Here is a 16,802-nt window from a genome sequence, read left to right as displayed (position 1 = left end):
ACGCGGTTCCCGGCGGGCGGACAAGCCGGCGGCGGCTCAACCCTCAACCTCAAATCGGTAACGCAGCGAGGCGAAACCGTCGGCCGGAACGGTGACGCGAAACACGGTCAGGCCGGAATCGGCGACCTGGCTGGCCACCGTCGTCTCCAGGATGCGGAAGCCTTGCCACGCCTGGGCGCCGGGGATCATTTCGACCTCGATCGGCGCGTCCGTCCGATTGCGAAGCTGGAAGTCGACATCCAGCGTGCGCGTCGGCAGGCCCGAGGCGTTCGGCGTTTCGGAATTCAATCGGCCCCGAATCTCGATTCGGCGATCCTGGCCCAGAGCCAGTTCGACCGGCAGGCCGATGGGCGTGTCTTGGATGGTCGCCTCCCCGGCCAGAGAGGCGCGGCCCCCGACCGTCTCCATCACCGCCACGGACCCGCCCGGCAGCGCCAGACCCAGACCATCGTCCGTTTCGTTGCGGGCGCGGACCAGCAGTTCGGTGGCGTCGATCCGTTCCGGGTCGAGGTTGAATTCGTTGATCCGATAGCGGTTCAGCCGGTCGAACCGCACCGCTGGCTGCTCCAGGAACCGCACCTGCTTGGTCTGGCGCGGCAGGACGGACGTCGGTTCCGGCAGGGTGTAGAGCTTGTAGTCGCCGAGGTCGCTCTGGGTGGCGAGCGGTGGCGGTGGCGGAGGCGCTGGGGGCGGCGGCGGCGGAGGGGGCGGTGGCCCGGCGGCCATCATCTCACGCGCCGTCAGTCGGCTGCCGGTGACGACGATCTCCTCGATCATCGCGCCCTCGGTCGTCGTGTCCTGCGGCCAGCATGCGGGCTGAATATACGCCGGGCGCGGCTGCACCGGCCGCGTCGCCCCATCCCGATTGAAGCGCCCCGCCACCGCCTGAACCGGTGCGGCCGGGAACGACGAGCCGCCGACATTGGCCAGGGTCAGCCAGCCGGTCAGGCTCAGCGTCTCGCCATCCGGATTGATCCGCGCCACGTAGTCCGCCGACCACATCAGCCCACCCGCCAGATAGGCCAGGGTCACCTCCGCCCGCCGCGCCCGCTCGGACCGGGTCCGCATGGTCAGTGTCGGCCGCTCGGCGAGGCCTTCCGGCACTCGGTCGAACACGATCCGCTCGGTCAGGCCGGAGCAGTCCAGCGCCTCGATCCTCCCGTCGACCTCGACCACCACACCCTGAGGCGCGGCGCGCAGCATCGCCGGCCGCGCCGTCTCCGCGCCCGTCTCCGCGTTGGTGCGCACCACGGTAACTGGCTGGCCGACCGATCGCGCCAGCAGCGAGCCGGGCGACAACAGATCATAGTCCAGGTTTCGCTCCACCACCTCGGCAGGCAGGCCGTCTATGGTCGCGGTCTCGGCGATGACGCCCTCGGCCAGCCCCTCCAGCCGGATCACCGCCTCGCCCGCCGGAATGTCGATCGTGCGCCGCTCAACCACCAGCCCCAGGCCCAGGCCCGGGTCGATCCGGCCGCCCCGCACAGTCCGCAGCAGCGCCGAGGTCGACACCGGCCGATCGCGATAGAAGACCACCGCGCTGTTGTCCGGCCCCTCGGACACGACGACGGGCTGCGCCGTGGCTGCGGCCGCCACGCCTGCCAGGGCCAGTCCGATCAGGCCCGCGCGCAGGGCCACCCTCATGGTCAGTAGCCCGTGTCGACGACGGTCCGCACCACCGTCTGGCCATTGGCCGGAACCCGCACCGACCAGCCCAGGGTCCGGCTGTCCAGCAATTCGCCGCCACCCGCCTCGACGAACTCGGTGTTGCGGCTCAGGCCCCGCTGGCGCAGCTCCACCGTCACCGGCTCGCTGCGGGCGTTCCGGACCGTGTATTCGACCGTGTAGCGTGTGCGCCACCAGGTCCAGGGCGCCGGATCGGCCCGCTCCTCCGACACCACGCGCGGCTGCACCGTCACATCGAAGGCCTGGCCGGTGGTGACGGCGATCTCCGAGCCCGCCGGGGTGTGGTCGATGGCGTCCTCGCCGATGAAGCGCGGCTCGCCGGCCTCGTCGCGCATATAGACCCGCATCACCCCGGCCGGCAGGGCGCGGCCCAGACCGGTCGACTGGCTGTTGGAGAAGACCACCGCGACATCGGCAGCCTGAGGCTGCTCATAGGTCTGGAAGCCGGGGATCTCGGCCCGATAGCGCCGCGCCGCCGTGACGCCGGTCGCGTCCAGCAGACCGACCTGTTTGGTCTGGGCGTTGGCCACGGTCACCGGCTCGGGCAGCGGATAGATATAGACATCGGCCAGGCCGCCCGGCCCGCCGGCCTCCGTCCCGTCGCCGCGATTGCCGGGGATGCCCCGGGGCGGCTGCGGATAGCCGCGCGGATTGTACGACTGTTCAACCAGGGCCACGTCGCCCGCCACCACCCGGGTCTCGGCCTGTTCGAAGCTGGACCCGGAGGTGTTGGTGACGGTTATCCAGCCGTTCAGGTCCAGGCTGCCGGCCCGCTCGTCGAACCGCGCCACATAGTCGGCCTTCCACTGCAGGCCGGTGGTCAGATAGGTGAGGGTCGTCTCGCGCGGCCCGGCCCGCTCGGCGTCCAGGGTGACGCTCAGGGTCGGCCGTGGGCGAAGGTTCTCCGGCACCTCGTCGAAGATCACCCGCGTCGGCACACCGTCGTCACGCAGCACCTCGACCCGGTCGCCGATCCTCAGCACCACCCCCTGGTTAGCGGCCAGCACCGTGGCGCGGATCGTCTCCTCCGCCCCCGTGCCCGGATTGGTCCGCACCAGCATGATCTCGTCGCCCACCGCCGCCTGCATCAGGGCGTCGGGCGTCAGCAGGTCGTAATCGAAATTCTGCTCCACCACCGACAGACCCTCGCCGGCGATGCCGACGGTCTCGGGCCGGATGGCGGCCGAAACGCCCGGAAAGGTCTGGCGCGTCCGCCCGGCGGGCAGGGTCAGGGTCCGCACATCTTCCACCAGGGCGATGTTCTGATTGTAGATAGTCAGAGCGACCCGCTCCGGCCCCTCCGGCTCCTGGGCCAGGGCCGTCCCCGCGAACATCAGCGGCGCCAGCGCCGCCCCGATAAACATCGCCGTCCGTCGCATGGGCCGTCTCCGTCCGTGGTTCGGCGGCGAGCGTCGCACCGGCGCGCGTGGTTGTCGATGCACCGTGAACGCGTCGGCTCAGCCGCGCCGCAGATCCTTCAACACCACCGACGCCGCATTGTGTCCCGGTGCTCCCGTCACCCCGCCGCCCGGATGCGCCCCCGAGCCGCACAGATACAGGCCCGGAACCGGCATCCGGTGATCGGCGTGCCCCATCACCGGCCGGGCGCTGAACAGCTGATCCAGGCTCAGCCGGCCGTGGAAAATGTCGCCGCCGACCAGGCCGAACCGCCGTTCCAGGTCCAGCGGCGTCAGGGCCATCCGCCCGACCACAGACGCCTTGAAGCCCGGCGCCACGGTATCGACCGTATCGATCATCAGGTCGGCGACCGCGTCGCGATGATCGTCCCAGCTCGCCCCATCCTCGAGCTGTGGCGCGACGTGCTGGCAGAACAGACTGGCGACGTGCTTGCCCGCTGGCGCCAAACTGTCGTCCAGGGTCGAGGGGATCAGCATCTCCACGATCGGCTGTTTCGACCAACCATGAAGGCGCGCGTCCAGATGCGCCCGGTCCATGTAGCCGAGGCTTGGGGCCACGATGATGCCGGCGGTCAGGTGATCGCCCTCGCCGGGACGGGCCGTGAAGCTGGGCAGCCGATCCAGCGCAACATTCATCCGGAATGTGCCCGAGCCAGACGCATAACGTCCGATCCGCTCCGTGAAGTCCGACGGCACGACGGCCGGATCGACCAGCCGCTCGAACAGCAGACGCGGATGCAGGTTCGACACCACCGCACGTCCCCGGAACGTTTCGCCCGCCTCGGTCACCGCCCCGACCGCGCGCCCCTGTTCGACCAGAACCTCGGCCACCGGACTGTCCAGGCGGATGTCGACGCCTTGTTCGGCGCAGGCCCTGGCCATGGCCTGGGTGATCGCCCCCATCCCCCCGAGGGCGTGACCCCACACGCCACGCTTTCCATTCACCTCGCCGAACACGTGGTGCAGCAGCACATAGGCCGAGCCGGGCGTGTAGGGGCTGGCGTAGTTGCCCACCACGCTGTCGAAGCCGAACAGGGCCTTGATCGGGTCGCTCTCGAACCAGCCGTCCAGCCAGTCGCCGGCCGACTTGGTGAACAGGTCCAGCACGTCGCGGCGTCCCTGGGTGTCCAGCCCCGCCACCCGCCGCCCGATCGAGGCCGATTTCAGAAGCTCAGGCAGGGCGGCGACGAACCCGCCCTCCACGACGTTCGGCGGCACGGTCAGGATCAGCCGACGCAGCACGTCGGCCACCACCTCCAGCCGCCGCTCGTATTCCGGCAGGCGCTCGGCGTCCCTGGCCGAGAAGCGCGCCACCTCTCGCTGCGTGATCCCCTCCCCGGCCGAGAAGCTGTCATTACCCGGCAGGGGCAGGAAGTTCGACATCCGCCGCTCGACAACCCGCAGGCCATGCCGGGGCAGGTCCAGGTCGGCGATGACCTTCGGATTCAGCAGGCTGACGGTGTAGCTGGCCGTGGAGTTGCGGAATCCCGGATGGAATTCCTCGGTCACCGCCGCCCCGCCGACCACGTGGCGCCGCTCCAGCACCGTCACCTTCAGGCCAGCGCGCGCCAGATAAAAGGCGCAGACTAGGCCGTTATGGCCGCCGCCCAGGATGACGACGTCGCTCATCGCTGTCCTTCAGCCTCATCGCCCAAGACGAAATCCTGGGCGAATTCCGGCGCGTCGCCGGTATCATCAGCCTCGATGGCGTCCTCGTCGTCGCCCTTGGTCCGCGACGGATCCGGCACTTCGAACCCGGCGGGTAGAGCCAGATCCAGCAGCCCCGCCGCCTTCATCTCCGCCACGCCGGGCATGTCGGCCAGGGACGCCAGGCCGAAATGCTCCAGAAAGGCGTCGCCGGTCGCATAGGTCACCGGCCGGCCCGGTGTCCGCCTGCGCCCGCGCAGCCGAACGAATCCCATCTCCAGCAGCAGGTCCAGCGTGCCGCGCGACAGGCTGACGCCCCGCACGCTCTCGATCTCGGCGCGGGTGCAGGGCTGGTGATAGGCGATGATGGCCAGGGTTTCGAGCGCCGCCTTGGACAACCGTCGCGGCTCCTCGCGCTCCTCTGTCATGAGGAAAGCCAGATCCGGCGCGGTCCGCAAACGCCAGCGTCCCGCCACGCAGTCGATCTCAACCCCGCGCCCGGCGTATCGTTGTTGCAGCGCCAGGACGGCCAACTCGGCATCGGCCCCCTCCGGCAGCCGCCGGGCGATCTCCGGCGTCGACAGCGGCCCGGCTGCGGCGAACAGCAACGCCTCCACGCGCCGCTCGACCTCCGCGGGCTCCAGGGTGAAGGCCAGGGTCATGGAACCAGCTCCAGCGGATGCCCGATCTCACGCCGTTTCAGATAGAGGGCCTCGAACGCCGCCGCTTGCCGGGCCTGCAAGCCGCCTTCCTTGATCAGCTCCAGCCCCGCCGACAGGGTCGAGGCGACGTAGCTGGCGCGGCTCGGCCCCTCCCCGTCCCCCTCGGGCGCCACCTCGTCCAGCGGCGTCCATTGCGTCAGTTGAGGCGCGCGATCGCGAAGCCAGTCGCGGGCGGCCTCCAGTGGAAAGGCCTCGATCCTCTGGCCTGGAGCATAGTGGCGCGCCTGTTCACGCCGTCTCTGGCCGACATAGGCGACCATCAGCTCGTACAGGCTTGCGTCGATCCGGTCCGAAGGGATGATCACCGTCGCCTCCGGGTCGCCGCGGGTGAAGATGTCGCGCTTCAGCTGCGGCCGGTCGGTGATGGCCTCCACCGCCTTCCTCATCGCCTCCAGCTTCTGCAGCCGAAACGCCAGGGCCAGGGCCATCTGCTCGGCCGGCGGCTCCTCGCCCTTGGGCCGCTCGGTGCGCGGCAGAAGCAGCCGCGACTTCAGATAGGCTAGCCACGACGCCATCACGAGATAGTCCGCCGCCAGGGCGAAATTCCGCGACCGCGCCTCGTTGACGAAGGCCAGATACTGTTCGGCCAGCCGCGTGATCGACAGCTTGAGCAGATCGACCTTCTGCGTCCGCGCCAGGGCCAGCAGCACATGCAGCGGCCCCTCATAGCCCTCCAGATCGACGACGAACGCCTCTTCCGACGCCTGTTCGACGGCGGTGAAGTCCAGGGTCGTCTGGAACGGCTCGCTCACGCCTCGCCCGCCGGCGGTCCGGGCGCCGCCTCTCGCCTGCCCGACAGAAGCTGGTCCAGCCGCCCGCGCGCCGCTTCGGGATCGAACGGCTCGACGTCGCGCGCCAGCCGCGCCAGGGCCGCCTCGGCGCGGCGTCGGGCCTTGCCCTTCAATTCGGGCGCAGCCTCCGCGACCTCGAACATCTCGTCCATCTGGCCGTTGCAGTGCAGGACCACGTCGCAGCCGGCGATCAGCGACGACCGCGCCCGCTCGCCGATCGACCCCGACAGGGCCTGCATCGACAGGTCGTCGGTCATCAGCAGGCCATCGAACCCCAGCTCCCGCCGGATCATTCGCACGGCCTTGCGCGAGGTCGTGGCCGGGCGTTTCCGATCGATGGCCGGGTAGACGACATGAGCCGTCATCGCCATCGGCATGTCCGACAGGGCACGGAACGGCGCGAAGTCCCAGGCGTCCAAATCCTCTCGCGACGCCTCGACCACCGGCAGGTCGTGGTGGCTGTCGGCGCCCGCCCGGCCATGACCCGGAGTGTGTTTGATGACCGGCAGCACGCCGCCGGCGATCAATCCCTCGGCCACCGCCCGGCCCAGCTGAGAAACCGTGGCCGGATCGCCGCCGTAAGCGCGGTCACCGATAATGGCGTGGGCGCCGGGCGTCGGCACATCCAGAACCGGGGCGCAGTCCACGGTGATGCCGACATCACGCAGTTCATGCGCCATCAGCCGCGCGCCCAGCCGCGCCAGCTCCCGCGCCGCCAGAGGATCGTTGGTCGCCCGGAGATACGCCGCAGCCGGCGGATGCTTCGGCCAGTGCGGCGGCCCCAGCCGCTGTACCCGACCGCCTTCCTGATCGACGAGGATCGGCGCATCGACGCGTCCCACCGCCGAGCGGAGGCTTGCCGTCAGCGCGCGCACCTGATCCGGGCTCTCCACATTCCGCTTGAACAGAATGAAGCCCCAGGGCCGGACGCTCTCGAAGAACACCCGCTCGGCCTCGGTCAGCACCGGGCCGGAACATCCCAGGATCATGGCGGCGGTCAACGCTCACCGCCTTCCCGGCGGAGACCGGGGTCCAGGAGGGCTTGCGTGAGATGCATCCGATAGCTGGCGTTCGCGGCCTTAGGCCCCGGCCTTCGCCGGGGAGACGGATCAAGGCTCACGGCCGACCTTATCCTCACCGCACGAAACACTCGCGCCCGGCCGCCTGCAGCGCCGCACAGAACTCGCGCGCCTGCTCGCGGGAAAAACCGCCCATGGTGGTGCGATAGGCGGTCGAGCCGGCCGAGGTCGTCACCTGCTCGACGCTCTTGGTCCGACCCGAGGCGAAGCTGGGGAAGGCGCCGGCCACGGCGGCATATTCGCGATCGGCCAGCGCGCGCGACGAAAACGCGCCGATCTGCACAGAGGCCGAGCCGGTCGCCGGCGTCGGACGCGGCGCGGTCTTCTCGGCCGGCGGCGGCGGGGTCGGAGCCGGCTGCGGACGCGGCTCGGGCCGGGCCGCGGCTGGCGGCGGCGCGGCGGGCGTGGTCGGCAAGGGTTGAGGGTCAGGACGCGGCTGCACGGCCTCGGGCGGCGGCGCGAACTGCGGCTCGCCTGGCTCCTCGGCCGGGTCGTAGACGTCGATGCCCAGGCTGGGATCGACCGGCTGGGCGTCGATCGGGGGCGCGGTCATCTGTCCCACCGGTTCGCCCACCGCCGCCGGCGCGTCCTCCGACGACCTCAGGCCCGAGCGATAGAACAGGATGACCGCCACGATCAGGACCAGCAGCACGCCGGCGGAGATGATCAGCGTCAGAGGAACAGGACCTCGGCCTCCGCCGCCGATGCGCCTGCCGCCCTGCCGGGCGTCGAACCCCGATCGCCGGAACGGCAGGTCATCGTCGTCCGGAGGCGTGTAGGCGCCGCGGCGCGGATCATGTCGGGGGTCGTGTCGGTGATCGTCGTCGTAGGACATGGCCGGTCTCGTTAGGATCTTCAGCCGCCCGTTCGCACGCACGTGAGCGAATCAAGCGGCACAGAACGCCACTCTAGGCCCATTCCGGGGCCGTTTCGCGTCCGTCGTCGCCTACAAATCCAACGCCAGGTCGAGATTGAAAAGCTTCCGGTGCTCTTCGATGGCGAACCGGTCGGTCATGCCGGCGATATAGTCGCACACTGCCCGCGCTCTGCGGGTCTCGTCCCCGACATTCGCCTTGGCCGCCCATTCCGGCGGAAGCACGTCGGGCTCGGCCATGAACAGGGCGAACATCTCCGAAATGATCCGCCTGGCCTGGCTGCGCATTCGATTGACGCGGTAATGGCGGTACATCCGCTGATACAGGAAGGCGCGCAGCACCCCCAGGTCGCTCAGCATCCGCTCCGAGAACTGCACCAGGGGCCGTCCGGCGGCGCGGACATCATCGGTCGACCCGATACCCTCGGCCATCAGCCGACCCTCGGTCTCCATCAGCACGTCGTCGACCATCAGTCCGATCATGCGCCGCACGGCCTCCAGCCGCACCATCCGGTCGTCCAGGTTGGGCCAGTCCTTGCGAGTCTCGTGCAGGGCCGGCCCGATGATCGGCACCTCGGCCAGATCGGCCAGGGTGAACAGGCCCGCCTGCACCCCGTCGTCCACATCGTGGTTGTTGTAGGCGATGTCGTCGGCGATGGCTGCCGCCTGGGCCTCCAGCGAGGCGAACCCGTCCAGACCCAGGTCCCACCCCGCCGTATAGTCGGCGATGGCCTGCCACGCGGGCTCCTCCAGCCGGTGGCCGACCGGCCCGTTGTGTTTGACCACCCCCTCGATGGTCTCCCAGGTCAGGTTCAGACCGTCGAACGCCGGATAGCGTTCCTCCAGCTTGGTCACCACGCGGAAGGTCTGGACGTTGTGGTCGAAGCCGCCGAACCCGGCCATGCAGGCCTGAAGCTCGTCCTCGCCCGCATGGCCGAACGGCGAGTGGCCCAGGTCGTGGGCCAGGGCGACCGTCTCGGCCAGATCCGTGTCCAGCCTCAGCGCGTGGGCCAGCGAGCGCGCTATCTGCGACACTTCGAGCGAATGGGTCAGACGCGTGCGATAATGGTCACCCTCGTGGGCGACGAAGACCTGAGTCTTCTCCTTCAGCCGCCGAAAGGCCGAGCAGTGGATGATGCGGTCCCGATCCCGGGCGAAGGCGTTGCGCGTTCGGCTGGCCGGCTCCTCAACCCTGCGGCCGCGCGACGCCTCGGCGTTTTCGGCATAGGGGGCCCGGTCTGCGAGGTGGCTCACGGCGATGCTTTCGCTCTCCGGGCTTTGCGAACGCCCGTCAGAGCCTCATATAGCCGGGCATGAACGGCGTCCAACCGAGCTCCGACCTGACCGTCTCGCCCCGCAGCCCCTCGGCTGTGGTCCTGGCCGAGAGCGCCGCCGTCCGCATTGCCGAGATCGCCGCGGCAGAAGGCAAGCCGCTGATGTTACGCGTCGCCGTCGACGGCGGCGGCTGCTCGGGCTTTCAGTACCGGCTGGAACTGGTCGAGGAGGCTGAGCCCGACGACCTCAGGGTCGAGAGAGACGGCCAGGTCGCCCTCGTCGATCCCGTCTCTTTGCCCTTCCTGACCGGCTCTGAGATCGCCTTCGTCGACGAACTCGCCGGCGCCCAGTTCGTGGTCCGCAATCCCAATGCCGCCTCCAGCTGCGGCTGCGGCGTCAGCTTCTCGATCTGAGCGCAGACCCCGGCGGCTGGTGGTTCAGCGTCCGCCGATGGCGATGGCCGATAGGTCCGACCCGGCCTCGACCGCAACCCCGGCTGCTTTGCGCTCCGAATAGCGGTCGACCAGCCGCCCGGCATGCGGCCGGGTCAGCACGGTGAAGCGGACCAGCTCCTCCATCACGTCGACGATCCGGTCGTAATAGGCCGACGGCTTCATCCGCCCCGTCTCGTCGAACTCGGTGAAGGCCTTGGCCACGCTGGACTGGTTGGGGATGGTGATCATCCGCATCCAGCGCCCCAGAAGGCGCAGTGTGTTGACCGCGTTGAAGCTTTGCGACCCGCCCGAGACCTGCATCACCGCCAGGGTCCGTCCCTGGGTCGGCCGCATCCCGCCCATGTTCAGCGGCAGGTGGTCGATCTGCAGCTTGAGCAGGGCCGAGATCTGGCCGTGCCGCTCCGGGCTGCACCACACCATGCCCTCGGACCACAGGGCGTGCTCGCGCAGCTCGTGGACCGCCGGATGGTCGTCGCCCGGGACTTGATCGGTCAAGGGCAGGTCCGAGGGATCGAAGATGCGGGTGTCGCAGCCCATGACCCGCAGCAGCCGCGCCGCCTCCTCGACCGCCAGCCGGGAATAGGACCGCTCGCGCAGCGAGCCGTAGAGCAGCAGGATGCGGGGCGGATGGTCCTCAGGGCCCAGATCCACGCCCGGCCGCGTTTGCAGATACTCCGGATCCAGCGCCGGCATGTGGTCGGGATCGGGAAGGGCGCGCAGCCGGCTCATCGCGGCGCCTCGGCCGGGACGGTGTCGGGAAACCAGCGCCGGCCCATCCACAACGCCACCGACACCAGCAGGATCAACACCGGCACCTCGACCAGCGGCCCGATCACGGCCGCGAAGGCGACCGGGCTGGCCAGCCCGAAGGCGGCGATGGCCACGGCGATGGCCAGTTCGAAATTGTTGGAGGCGGCGGTGAAGGCCAGAGCGGTAGTGCGCGGATAGTCGGCCTGGATCAGCCGTCCCATCAGGAAGCTGACCACGAACATCACCAGGAAATAGATGGTCAGGGGAATGGCGATGCGGAGCGCGTCCAGCGGCAGCGCCGTGATCTCGTGGCCCTTCAGGCTGAACATGGCGGCGATGGTGAACAGCAGGGCGATCAGGGTGATCGGGCCGATGCGGGGCAGGAAGCGGGTCTGGTACCAGTCCTCCCCGCGCCGCGCGACCAGCACCCGCCGGGTTAGGAAACCGGCCACGAACGGCAGACCCAGATAGGTCAGCACAGCTCCCGCAATGGTCCAAACCGACACGTCCACCACGCTGCCCTCCAGGCCGAACAGCGGCGGCAGGACGGTCAGGAACAGCCAGGCGTAGACGCTGAAGAACAGGATCTGGAACACCGAGTTGAAGGCCACCAGTCCGGCCACATAGTCGTTGTCGCCCCGCGCCAGCTGATTCCAGATCATCACCATGGCGATGCACCGGGCCAGGCCGATCAGGATGACCCCGGTCATGTACTCCGGCTGGTCCCTCAGAAAGATCACCGCCAGGGCGAACATCAGCACCGGCCCAATCAGCCAGTTCTGGATCAGCGACAGCACCAGCACCCGCCGGTCGGCGAACACCCGGGGCAGGGCCTCGTACTTCACCCGCGCCAGCGGCGGGTACATCATCAGGATCAGGCCGATGGCGATCGGGATGTTGGTCGAGCCGACCGACAGACTGTCCAGCCAGGCAGGCAGGCCGGGGATCAATGACCCCAGGGCGGCCCCCAGCGCCATGGCCGCGAAGATCCACAGCGTCAGCCAGCGATCCAGGAACGACAGGCGCCCGGCCTTGCGCGGCGCGCTCACCACGGCCTCGACCATCAGCGCACCCGCCGCCCAGTGTCATCGATAATGACCTCGCCGTCTTCCTTGGCGAAGGGCGCCATCGGCGTCTCGGGCAGGATGTCCAGCACCACCTCCGAGGGTCGGCACAGCCGCACGCCCAGCGGCGTCACCACGATCGGCCGGTTGATCAGCACCGGATGCGCCTCGATGGCGTCCAGGACGCGCTCGTCATCCGCCTGGGCGTCATCCAGCCCCATCTGGGCGAACTCCGGCTGTTTGGTCCGCAGGATGTCGTGCAGCCGCACGCCCATGCGTTCGACCAACTGCAGAAGCAGAGCCCGGCTGGGAGGCGTCTTCAGATACTCGACCACATGCGGCTCGATCCCCGCGTGGCGGATCAGGGCCAGGGTATTGCGCGACGTACCGCAGGCAGGATTATGATAGATGACGACGTCCATAGGGCCCTCTGGGGTCAGCAGGTCGAGAGTTCGGCGATCAGGGGCGCACAGGCGGCCGCGTCGCCACCGCAGCAGTCCTTCATCAGAAACAGCGCCAAGGCTCGGACCTGATCGATGTCGGCGCGGTAGATCACCTCGCGCCCGCGCTTGTCGAAGCTGACCAGCCCCGCCCGCGTCAGCACGCCCAGATGCACCGACAGGGTATTGGCCGGGACGCCCAGATGCTGAGCGACCGCCCCCGCCGCCAATCCCTCTGGCTCATGCCGCACCAGCAGGCGGAATGCGCCGAGGCGCGTGGCCTGGGACAGGGCGCTGAGCGCGTCGAGAGCAGTCGTCGATTCCATTGTTCTAGAATAATGGATCAGTGAACGGCCCGCAACGGCCGTCCCCAGCGCTGTTCATTTGCCTCCGCCCCGGCCAGTCGCTACATCCCGCGCCACCTCCCCCACACCTCATTCGACAGGGCGCGACGCTTCTCATGGCGCAGCAGTACATTTTCCAGATGCAGGGCCTGACCAAGGCCTATCCCGGCGGCAAGAAGGTCTTCGAGAACATCTGGCTCAGCTTCTACAACGACGCCAAGATCGGCGTCGTCGGCGTCAACGGCTCGGGTAAATCCACCCTGCTCAAGATCATGGCCGGGCTGGATACCGAGTTCCAGGGCGAGGCCAAGGCCGCCGACGGGATCAAGCGCGGCTATCTGGAGCAGGAGCCCCAGCTGGATCCCGCGCTGAACGTCCGCGAAAACGTCGAGGCCTGGTGCGAGGAGAAGCAGTGGGTCGCTCGCTTCAACGCCATCGCCGCCGAAATGGCCGAGAACTACACCGACGAGCTGATGGAGGAGATGACCGCCCTCCAGGAGAAGATCGACGCCGGCGACGTCTGGGACATCGACAGCCGCATCGAGATGGCGATGGACGCCCTGCGCTGCCCGCCCGACGACTGGGAGGTCACCAACCTCTCGGGCGGTGAAAAGCGCCGCGTGGCCCTGGCCCGCCTGCTGCTCAGCAAGCCCGACATGCTGCTGATGGACGAACCGACCAACCACCTTGACGCCGAGTCCGTGGCCTGGCTGCAGCATCACCTGGAGACCTTCCCGGGCTGCGTCATCCTGGTGACCCACGACCGCTACTTCCTGGACCAGGTCACCAAGTGGACGCTGGAGCTGGACCGCGGCAAGGGCCATCCGCACGAGGGCAACTACTCCTCGTGGCTGGAAGCCAAGACCAAGCGCGTCGTCCAGGAACAGTCGGAATCCGAAGCGCGTCAGCGCGCCCTCACCCGCGAACTGGAATGGGTCCGCTCGGGCGCCAAGGCCCGCCAGGCCAAGTCCAAGGCCCGCCTGGCCGCCTATGAGCGCATGGTCACCGAGCAGGAGAGCATGCGCGGCGCTCAGAGCCAGGCGCATATTCAGATTCCCCCCGGCCCGCGCCTCGGCAATGTGGTGCTGGAGGTGGAGGGTCTCGAGAAGTCCTATGGCGACAAGCTGCTGTTCAAGGACCTGACCTTCAAGCTGCCGCCCAACGGCATCGTGGGCGTCATCGGCCCCAACGGCGCCGGCAAGTCGACCCTGTTCCGCATGATCACCGGCCAGGAACAGCCGGACGCCGGCACCATCAAGGTCGGCGAGACGGTCAAGCTGGCCTATGTCGACCAGTCCCGCGACGACCTGGAGGCCGACAAGAACATCTGGCAGGTCATCTCCGGCGGCACGGACGTGATGATGGTCGGCAAGCGCGAGATCAACACCCGCGCCTATGTCGGCAGCTTCAACTTCAAGGGCGCCGACCAGCAGAAAAAGGTCGGCCTGCTGTCGGGCGGTGAGCGCAACCGCGTCCACCTGGCCAAGACCCTGGCCACCGGCGGCAACCTGATCCTGCTCGACGAACCGACCAACGACCTGGACATCGAGACCCTGCAGAACCTCGAGGAGGCGCTGGAGGAGTTCGCCGGCTGCGCCGTGGTCATTTCCCACGACCGCTGGTTCCTCGACCGCCTGGCCACCCACATCCTGGCCTTCGAGGGCGACAGCCACGTCGAATGGTTCGAGGGCAACTTCGAGGCCTACGAGGAGGACAAGAAGCGCCGCCTCGGCACGGACGCCCTGATCCCCCACCGGATCAAGTTCCAGAAGTTCGCGCGCTGATACGGCACTCAACGACCAGCGGCATCTGAGTATGGACAACACGGATCGCATGTGGCCTCTTAACCTCGGCCGGGGGCGGTCGAGGGGGCAGCGATGGCGGATCCGACAGATGGTAACGACGAGCTCGCTGGCGGCGACGGCGATGACGTGCTCACCGGCCGCGCGGGCAGCGACTTCATTCGGGGCGGCGCCGGAGATGACGTGCTCTACGGCGAAGATTCGGAGACCGGCGAAGGCGTCCCGGACACCGCCTTCGGCTTCGACGACGGTATAGACGGCGGCGCCGGCGACGATCTGATCTACGGCCAGAGCGGTAACGACACCCTCGCCGGCGGAACCGGTTCCGATACGATATACGGCGGTGAAGGCGCCGACGTCATCACCGGCGGCGGGGCCATCACCCTGCGCAAGTTTCTGGTTTCCACAACCACCGTTGTGGTCGAACGCTGGTTCTTTTCCTTCGTAGACAACGTCGATGATGGAGAACGCGACGTCCTCTACGGCGGCGCAGGAAACGACTCGATCCACGTGGGACGGGGCGATTTCGCCGACGGCGGCGATGGAAGCGACACACTGATTGCGTCGCTGGCCCACCTGACCTCCGGCCTGACCCTCGATCTCAGCAATGATGGGGAGGGAGCGCTCAGCGCCCTGCTGGGCGGGGAGTTTGTGAACTTCGAACAGTTCTCTGTCACCGGCACCAGCTTTGACGACCGAATTACCGCCGGCGCCGCAGGCTCAGCCCTCAGCGGCCGCGGCGGAGACGACGTGCTGATCGGTGGCGCGGGCTTGGATACGTTCGACGGAGGCGACGGTCGGGATGACCTCTACGGAGGGGACGGCAATGACCTTCTGATTGGAGCCACCTTCCATCACAGCCAGCTGATAGAAGGGAAGTCGGGCGCGCGTTTGGACGACAACGTCGAGGACATCCTGAACGGAGGCGCCGGGATTGATTTTATCGCTGCGGGTCTTTTGGATCGCGCCGACGGCGGGGATGGGCGGGACACGCTCAGCCTGACTCTCTATGGTCGGGCGACGGGTGTGACGCTCGATCTGACCGGCGCCGACCGCTTCTCACGTCTGGCCGAAGCCAGCAGTGGCGGGCTCGAAAATTTCGAGGCTATCTCGCACCTCACCCTCACCTCCCATGACGACGATGTCCAGCTGGGTGATGTCTCCAACGCCTACGGCGCCGAAGGTGACGATCGTTTGATCGGCAGCGCCATAGCCCAATTCATGGGCGGCGAGGAAGGCGCCGACTACCTGGACGGTGCCGGCGGCAATGACACGCTGTGGGGCGGCGATGGCGCCGACGTTTTGCTGGGCGGCGACGGGAACGACCGTTTGTACGCCGACGAAGACAACGCCGCTGGCTTCACCGTGGCTTACAGCTCGGACGACTATGCCGACGGCGGCGCTGGAGATGATTTGATCTTCGGCGGCGGAGGAAACGATCGACTATTCGGCGGCCAGGGCGCCGATCAACTGTTCGGCGACAGCACCGCGTACGGCGGCATCGGCGAGGCCGGCGACGACCTGCTTGTCGGGGGTGAAGGCGCCGACCTAATTCGGGGCGAGAATGGCGACGACTTCATCCATGGCGGCGCTCTGGATGCCTCGGACGAGGCGGCCGACTTTCTGTATGGCGGTAACGGTGACGACGTCGTCTATCTGGGCCGGAACGATCAGGCCTTCGGCGATGCAGGCTATGACACCGCAGTCGCATCGTTCGCGGGTATCACGGAAGATCTCACCATCACTCTTGGCGATGATCCGCTGGCCGTGCTCCGTGCCCTGTTCGGCCCCTCGACCGCTATCGAAGGCTTCGAACGCTATGGGGTTGTCGGTGGCTCCGGCAACGATCGGCTCACTGGCGGACGCGGTGATGATTGGCTCGACGGTGGCGTCGGCGTCGACACGATGGTGGGGGGTCTTGGGGACGACATCTATTACGTCGATCACGCCGACGATGTCGTGGTCGAACTGAATCGTCAGGGCTTCGACGAGATCCGCTCTTCGGTCAGCTTCGATCTGGCCGGGACCTATGTCGAGCGCCTGGTTCTGACCGGGACGGGCAACATCAACGCCATCGGCAACAGCCTGGCCAACCGGCTGGTCGGCAACGACGGGGCCAATCTGCTGAACGGCCTGGGCGGCGCCGACGACATGGCGGGCGGCAAGGGCGATGACATCTACATCGTCGATAACGCCAATGACCGGGTCTATGAGAACAACCGAGAGGGCTTTGACGAGATCCAGTCGTCGGTCAGCTACAATCTCGCGGGCATCTATGTTGAGCGCCTGGTGCTGACGGGCTCGGGCGATCTGAACGCGGTCGGCAATTCGCTGGACAACCGTCTCGTCGGCAACGCCGGCGACAATGTGCTGAACGGCATGGGCGGCGCCGACCAGATGGCGGGCGGACTGGGCGACGACACCTATCACGTCGACAATGCGCGCGACCGGGTCT

The 16,802-nt window shown here is 68.1% G+C and carries 14 protein-coding genes and 1 pseudogene; 3 read left to right on the top strand and 12 right to left on the bottom strand.

Annotated elements, in window-relative coordinates; genetic code table 11:
• Nucleotides 1-36: 36 nt before the first annotated feature.
• From EES48_RS13590 to EES48_RS13555, 8 genes are all read right to left on the bottom strand, one after another.
• A complete protein-coding gene (locus tag EES48_RS13590) occupies nucleotides 37-1,644 on the bottom strand; it encodes a DUF4139 domain-containing protein (RefSeq protein ID WP_122468327.1) in 1,608 nt (535 codons plus the stop codon).
• Between the two features lie 2 nt (nucleotides 1,645-1,646).
• Nucleotides 1,647-3,065 carry a DUF4139 domain-containing protein gene (locus tag EES48_RS13585; protein ID WP_122468324.1) on the bottom strand — a complete coding sequence of 473 codons (1,419 nt, stop codon included), beginning with the start codon at nucleotides 3,063-3,065 and terminating at the stop codon, nucleotides 1,647-1,649.
• A 78-nt stretch (nucleotides 3,066-3,143) separates the two neighbouring features.
• Nucleotides 3,144-4,733, bottom strand: a complete 1,590-nt coding sequence (locus tag EES48_RS13580) for a phytoene desaturase family protein (protein ID WP_122468320.1) — start codon at nucleotides 4,731-4,733, stop codon at nucleotides 3,144-3,146.
• The gene (scpB, locus tag EES48_RS13575; RefSeq protein WP_122468316.1) at nucleotides 4,730-5,413 is read right to left on the bottom strand and encodes an SMC-Scp complex subunit ScpB; all 684 of its coding nucleotides are present in this window, start codon (nucleotides 5,411-5,413) and stop codon (nucleotides 4,730-4,732) included. Before scpB ends, EES48_RS13580 begins: the two co-directional genes overlap by 4 nt.
• Nucleotides 5,410-6,225, bottom strand: a complete 816-nt coding sequence (locus tag EES48_RS13570) for a segregation and condensation protein A (protein ID WP_122468311.1) — start codon at nucleotides 6,223-6,225, stop codon at nucleotides 5,410-5,412. Before EES48_RS13570 ends, scpB begins: the two co-directional genes overlap by 4 nt.
• Nucleotides 6,222-7,265: a beta-N-acetylhexosaminidase gene (gene nagZ, locus EES48_RS13565; protein ID WP_240623373.1), complete on the bottom strand. Its 1,044-nt coding sequence runs from the start codon at nucleotides 7,263-7,265 to the stop codon at nucleotides 6,222-6,224. The genes EES48_RS13570 and nagZ overlap by 4 nt, the downstream gene beginning before the upstream one ends.
• Nucleotides 7,266-7,398: 133 nt before the next feature.
• Nucleotides 7,399-8,178: an SPOR domain-containing protein gene (locus tag EES48_RS13560; RefSeq protein WP_122468307.1), complete on the bottom strand. Its 780-nt coding sequence runs from the start codon at nucleotides 8,176-8,178 to the stop codon at nucleotides 7,399-7,401.
• 111 nt (nucleotides 8,179-8,289) lie between these two features.
• Nucleotides 8,290-9,471, bottom strand: a complete 1,182-nt coding sequence (locus tag EES48_RS13555; protein ID WP_240623372.1) for a deoxyguanosinetriphosphate triphosphohydrolase — start codon at nucleotides 9,469-9,471, stop codon at nucleotides 8,290-8,292.
• A gap of 59 nt (nucleotides 9,472-9,530) precedes the next feature.
• Here EES48_RS13555 and erpA point away from each other — a divergent pair, with 59 nt between their 5' ends.
• Entirely contained in the window at nucleotides 9,531-9,905 is a 375-nt protein-coding gene (gene erpA, locus EES48_RS13550; protein WP_122468299.1) for an iron-sulfur cluster insertion protein ErpA, read from the top strand.
• A gap of 24 nt (nucleotides 9,906-9,929) precedes the next feature.
• Here erpA and arsH read toward each other — a convergent pair whose 3' ends face one another.
• The 4 genes from arsH to EES48_RS13530 are packed head-to-tail and all read right to left on the bottom strand — an operon-like array spanning nucleotide 9,930 to nucleotide 12,527.
• Nucleotides 9,930-10,676 (bottom strand): arsenical resistance protein ArsH, encoded by a 747-nt coding sequence (arsH, locus tag EES48_RS13545; RefSeq protein ID WP_122468292.1) that lies wholly within the window; start codon nucleotides 10,674-10,676, stop codon nucleotides 9,930-9,932.
• Nucleotides 10,673-11,761, bottom strand: a complete 1,089-nt coding sequence (arsB, locus tag EES48_RS13540; RefSeq protein ID WP_122468289.1) for an ACR3 family arsenite efflux transporter — start codon at nucleotides 11,759-11,761, stop codon at nucleotides 10,673-10,675. Before arsB ends, arsH begins: the two co-directional genes overlap by 4 nt.
• On the bottom strand, nucleotides 11,761-12,183 hold the full coding sequence (gene arsC / locus EES48_RS13535; RefSeq protein ID WP_122468286.1) for an arsenate reductase (glutaredoxin): 423 nt from the start codon (nucleotides 12,181-12,183) through the stop codon (nucleotides 11,761-11,763). The genes arsB and arsC overlap by 1 nt, the downstream gene beginning before the upstream one ends.
• A gap of 14 nt (nucleotides 12,184-12,197) precedes the next feature.
• Nucleotides 12,198-12,527 carry an ArsR/SmtB family transcription factor gene (locus EES48_RS13530; protein WP_122468285.1) on the bottom strand — a complete coding sequence of 110 codons (330 nt, stop codon included), beginning with the start codon at nucleotides 12,525-12,527 and terminating at the stop codon, nucleotides 12,198-12,200.
• Nucleotides 12,528-12,661: 134 nt separating this feature from the next.
• Between EES48_RS13530 and ettA the strand changes: the two genes are divergently transcribed.
• The gene (ettA, locus tag EES48_RS13525) at nucleotides 12,662-14,329 is read left to right on the top strand and encodes an energy-dependent translational throttle protein EttA (RefSeq protein ID WP_122468282.1); all 1,668 of its coding nucleotides are present in this window, start codon (nucleotides 12,662-12,664) and stop codon (nucleotides 14,327-14,329) included.
• A gap of 93 nt (nucleotides 14,330-14,422) precedes the next feature.
• Nucleotides 14,423-16,802 (top strand): annotated as a pseudogene (locus EES48_RS13520) (calcium-binding protein); the annotation flags it as partial.

It is taken from the genome of Brevundimonas lutea (assembly GCF_003704105.1).
Lineage (GTDB): Bacteria > Pseudomonadota > Alphaproteobacteria > Caulobacterales > Caulobacteraceae > Brevundimonas > Brevundimonas lutea.
The sequence above is the reverse complement of the archived record's forward strand: the minus strand, read 5'-3'. Positions and strand labels throughout refer to the sequence as shown.

What these genes read in the sequence shown, in the direction of transcription:
- erpA (WP_122468299.1), top strand. Translation starts at nt 9,531, where the DNA reads ATGAACGGCGTCCAACCGAGCTCCGACCTGACCGTCTCGCCCCGCAGC.
- EES48_RS13580 (WP_122468320.1), bottom strand. Translation starts at nt 4,733, where the DNA reads ATGAGCGACGTCGTCATCCTGGGCGGCGGCCATAACGGCCTAGTCTGC.
- EES48_RS13560 (WP_122468307.1), bottom strand. Translation starts at nt 8,178, where the DNA reads ATGTCCTACGACGACGATCACCGACACGACCCCCGACATGATCCGCGC.
- arsB (WP_122468289.1), bottom strand. Translation starts at nt 11,761, where the DNA reads ATGGTCGAGGCCGTGGTGAGCGCGCCGCGCAAGGCCGGGCGCCTGTCG.
- ettA (WP_122468282.1), top strand. Translation starts at nt 12,662, where the DNA reads ATGGCGCAGCAGTACATTTTCCAGATGCAGGGCCTGACCAAGGCCTAT.
- EES48_RS13590 (WP_122468327.1), bottom strand. Translation starts at nt 1,644, where the DNA reads ATGAGGGTGGCCCTGCGCGCGGGCCTGATCGGACTGGCCCTGGCAGGC.
- arsH (WP_122468292.1), bottom strand. Translation starts at nt 10,676, where the DNA reads ATGAGCCGGCTGCGCGCCCTTCCCGATCCCGACCACATGCCGGCGCTG.
- scpB (WP_122468316.1), bottom strand. Translation starts at nt 5,413, where the DNA reads ATGACCCTGGCCTTCACCCTGGAGCCCGCGGAGGTCGAGCGGCGCGTG.
- arsC (WP_122468286.1), bottom strand. Translation starts at nt 12,183, where the DNA reads ATGGACGTCGTCATCTATCATAATCCTGCCTGCGGTACGTCGCGCAAT.
- EES48_RS13585 (WP_122468324.1), bottom strand. Translation starts at nt 3,065, where the DNA reads ATGCGACGGACGGCGATGTTTATCGGGGCGGCGCTGGCGCCGCTGATG.
- EES48_RS13530 (WP_122468285.1), bottom strand. Translation starts at nt 12,527, where the DNA reads ATGGAATCGACGACTGCTCTCGACGCGCTCAGCGCCCTGTCCCAGGCC.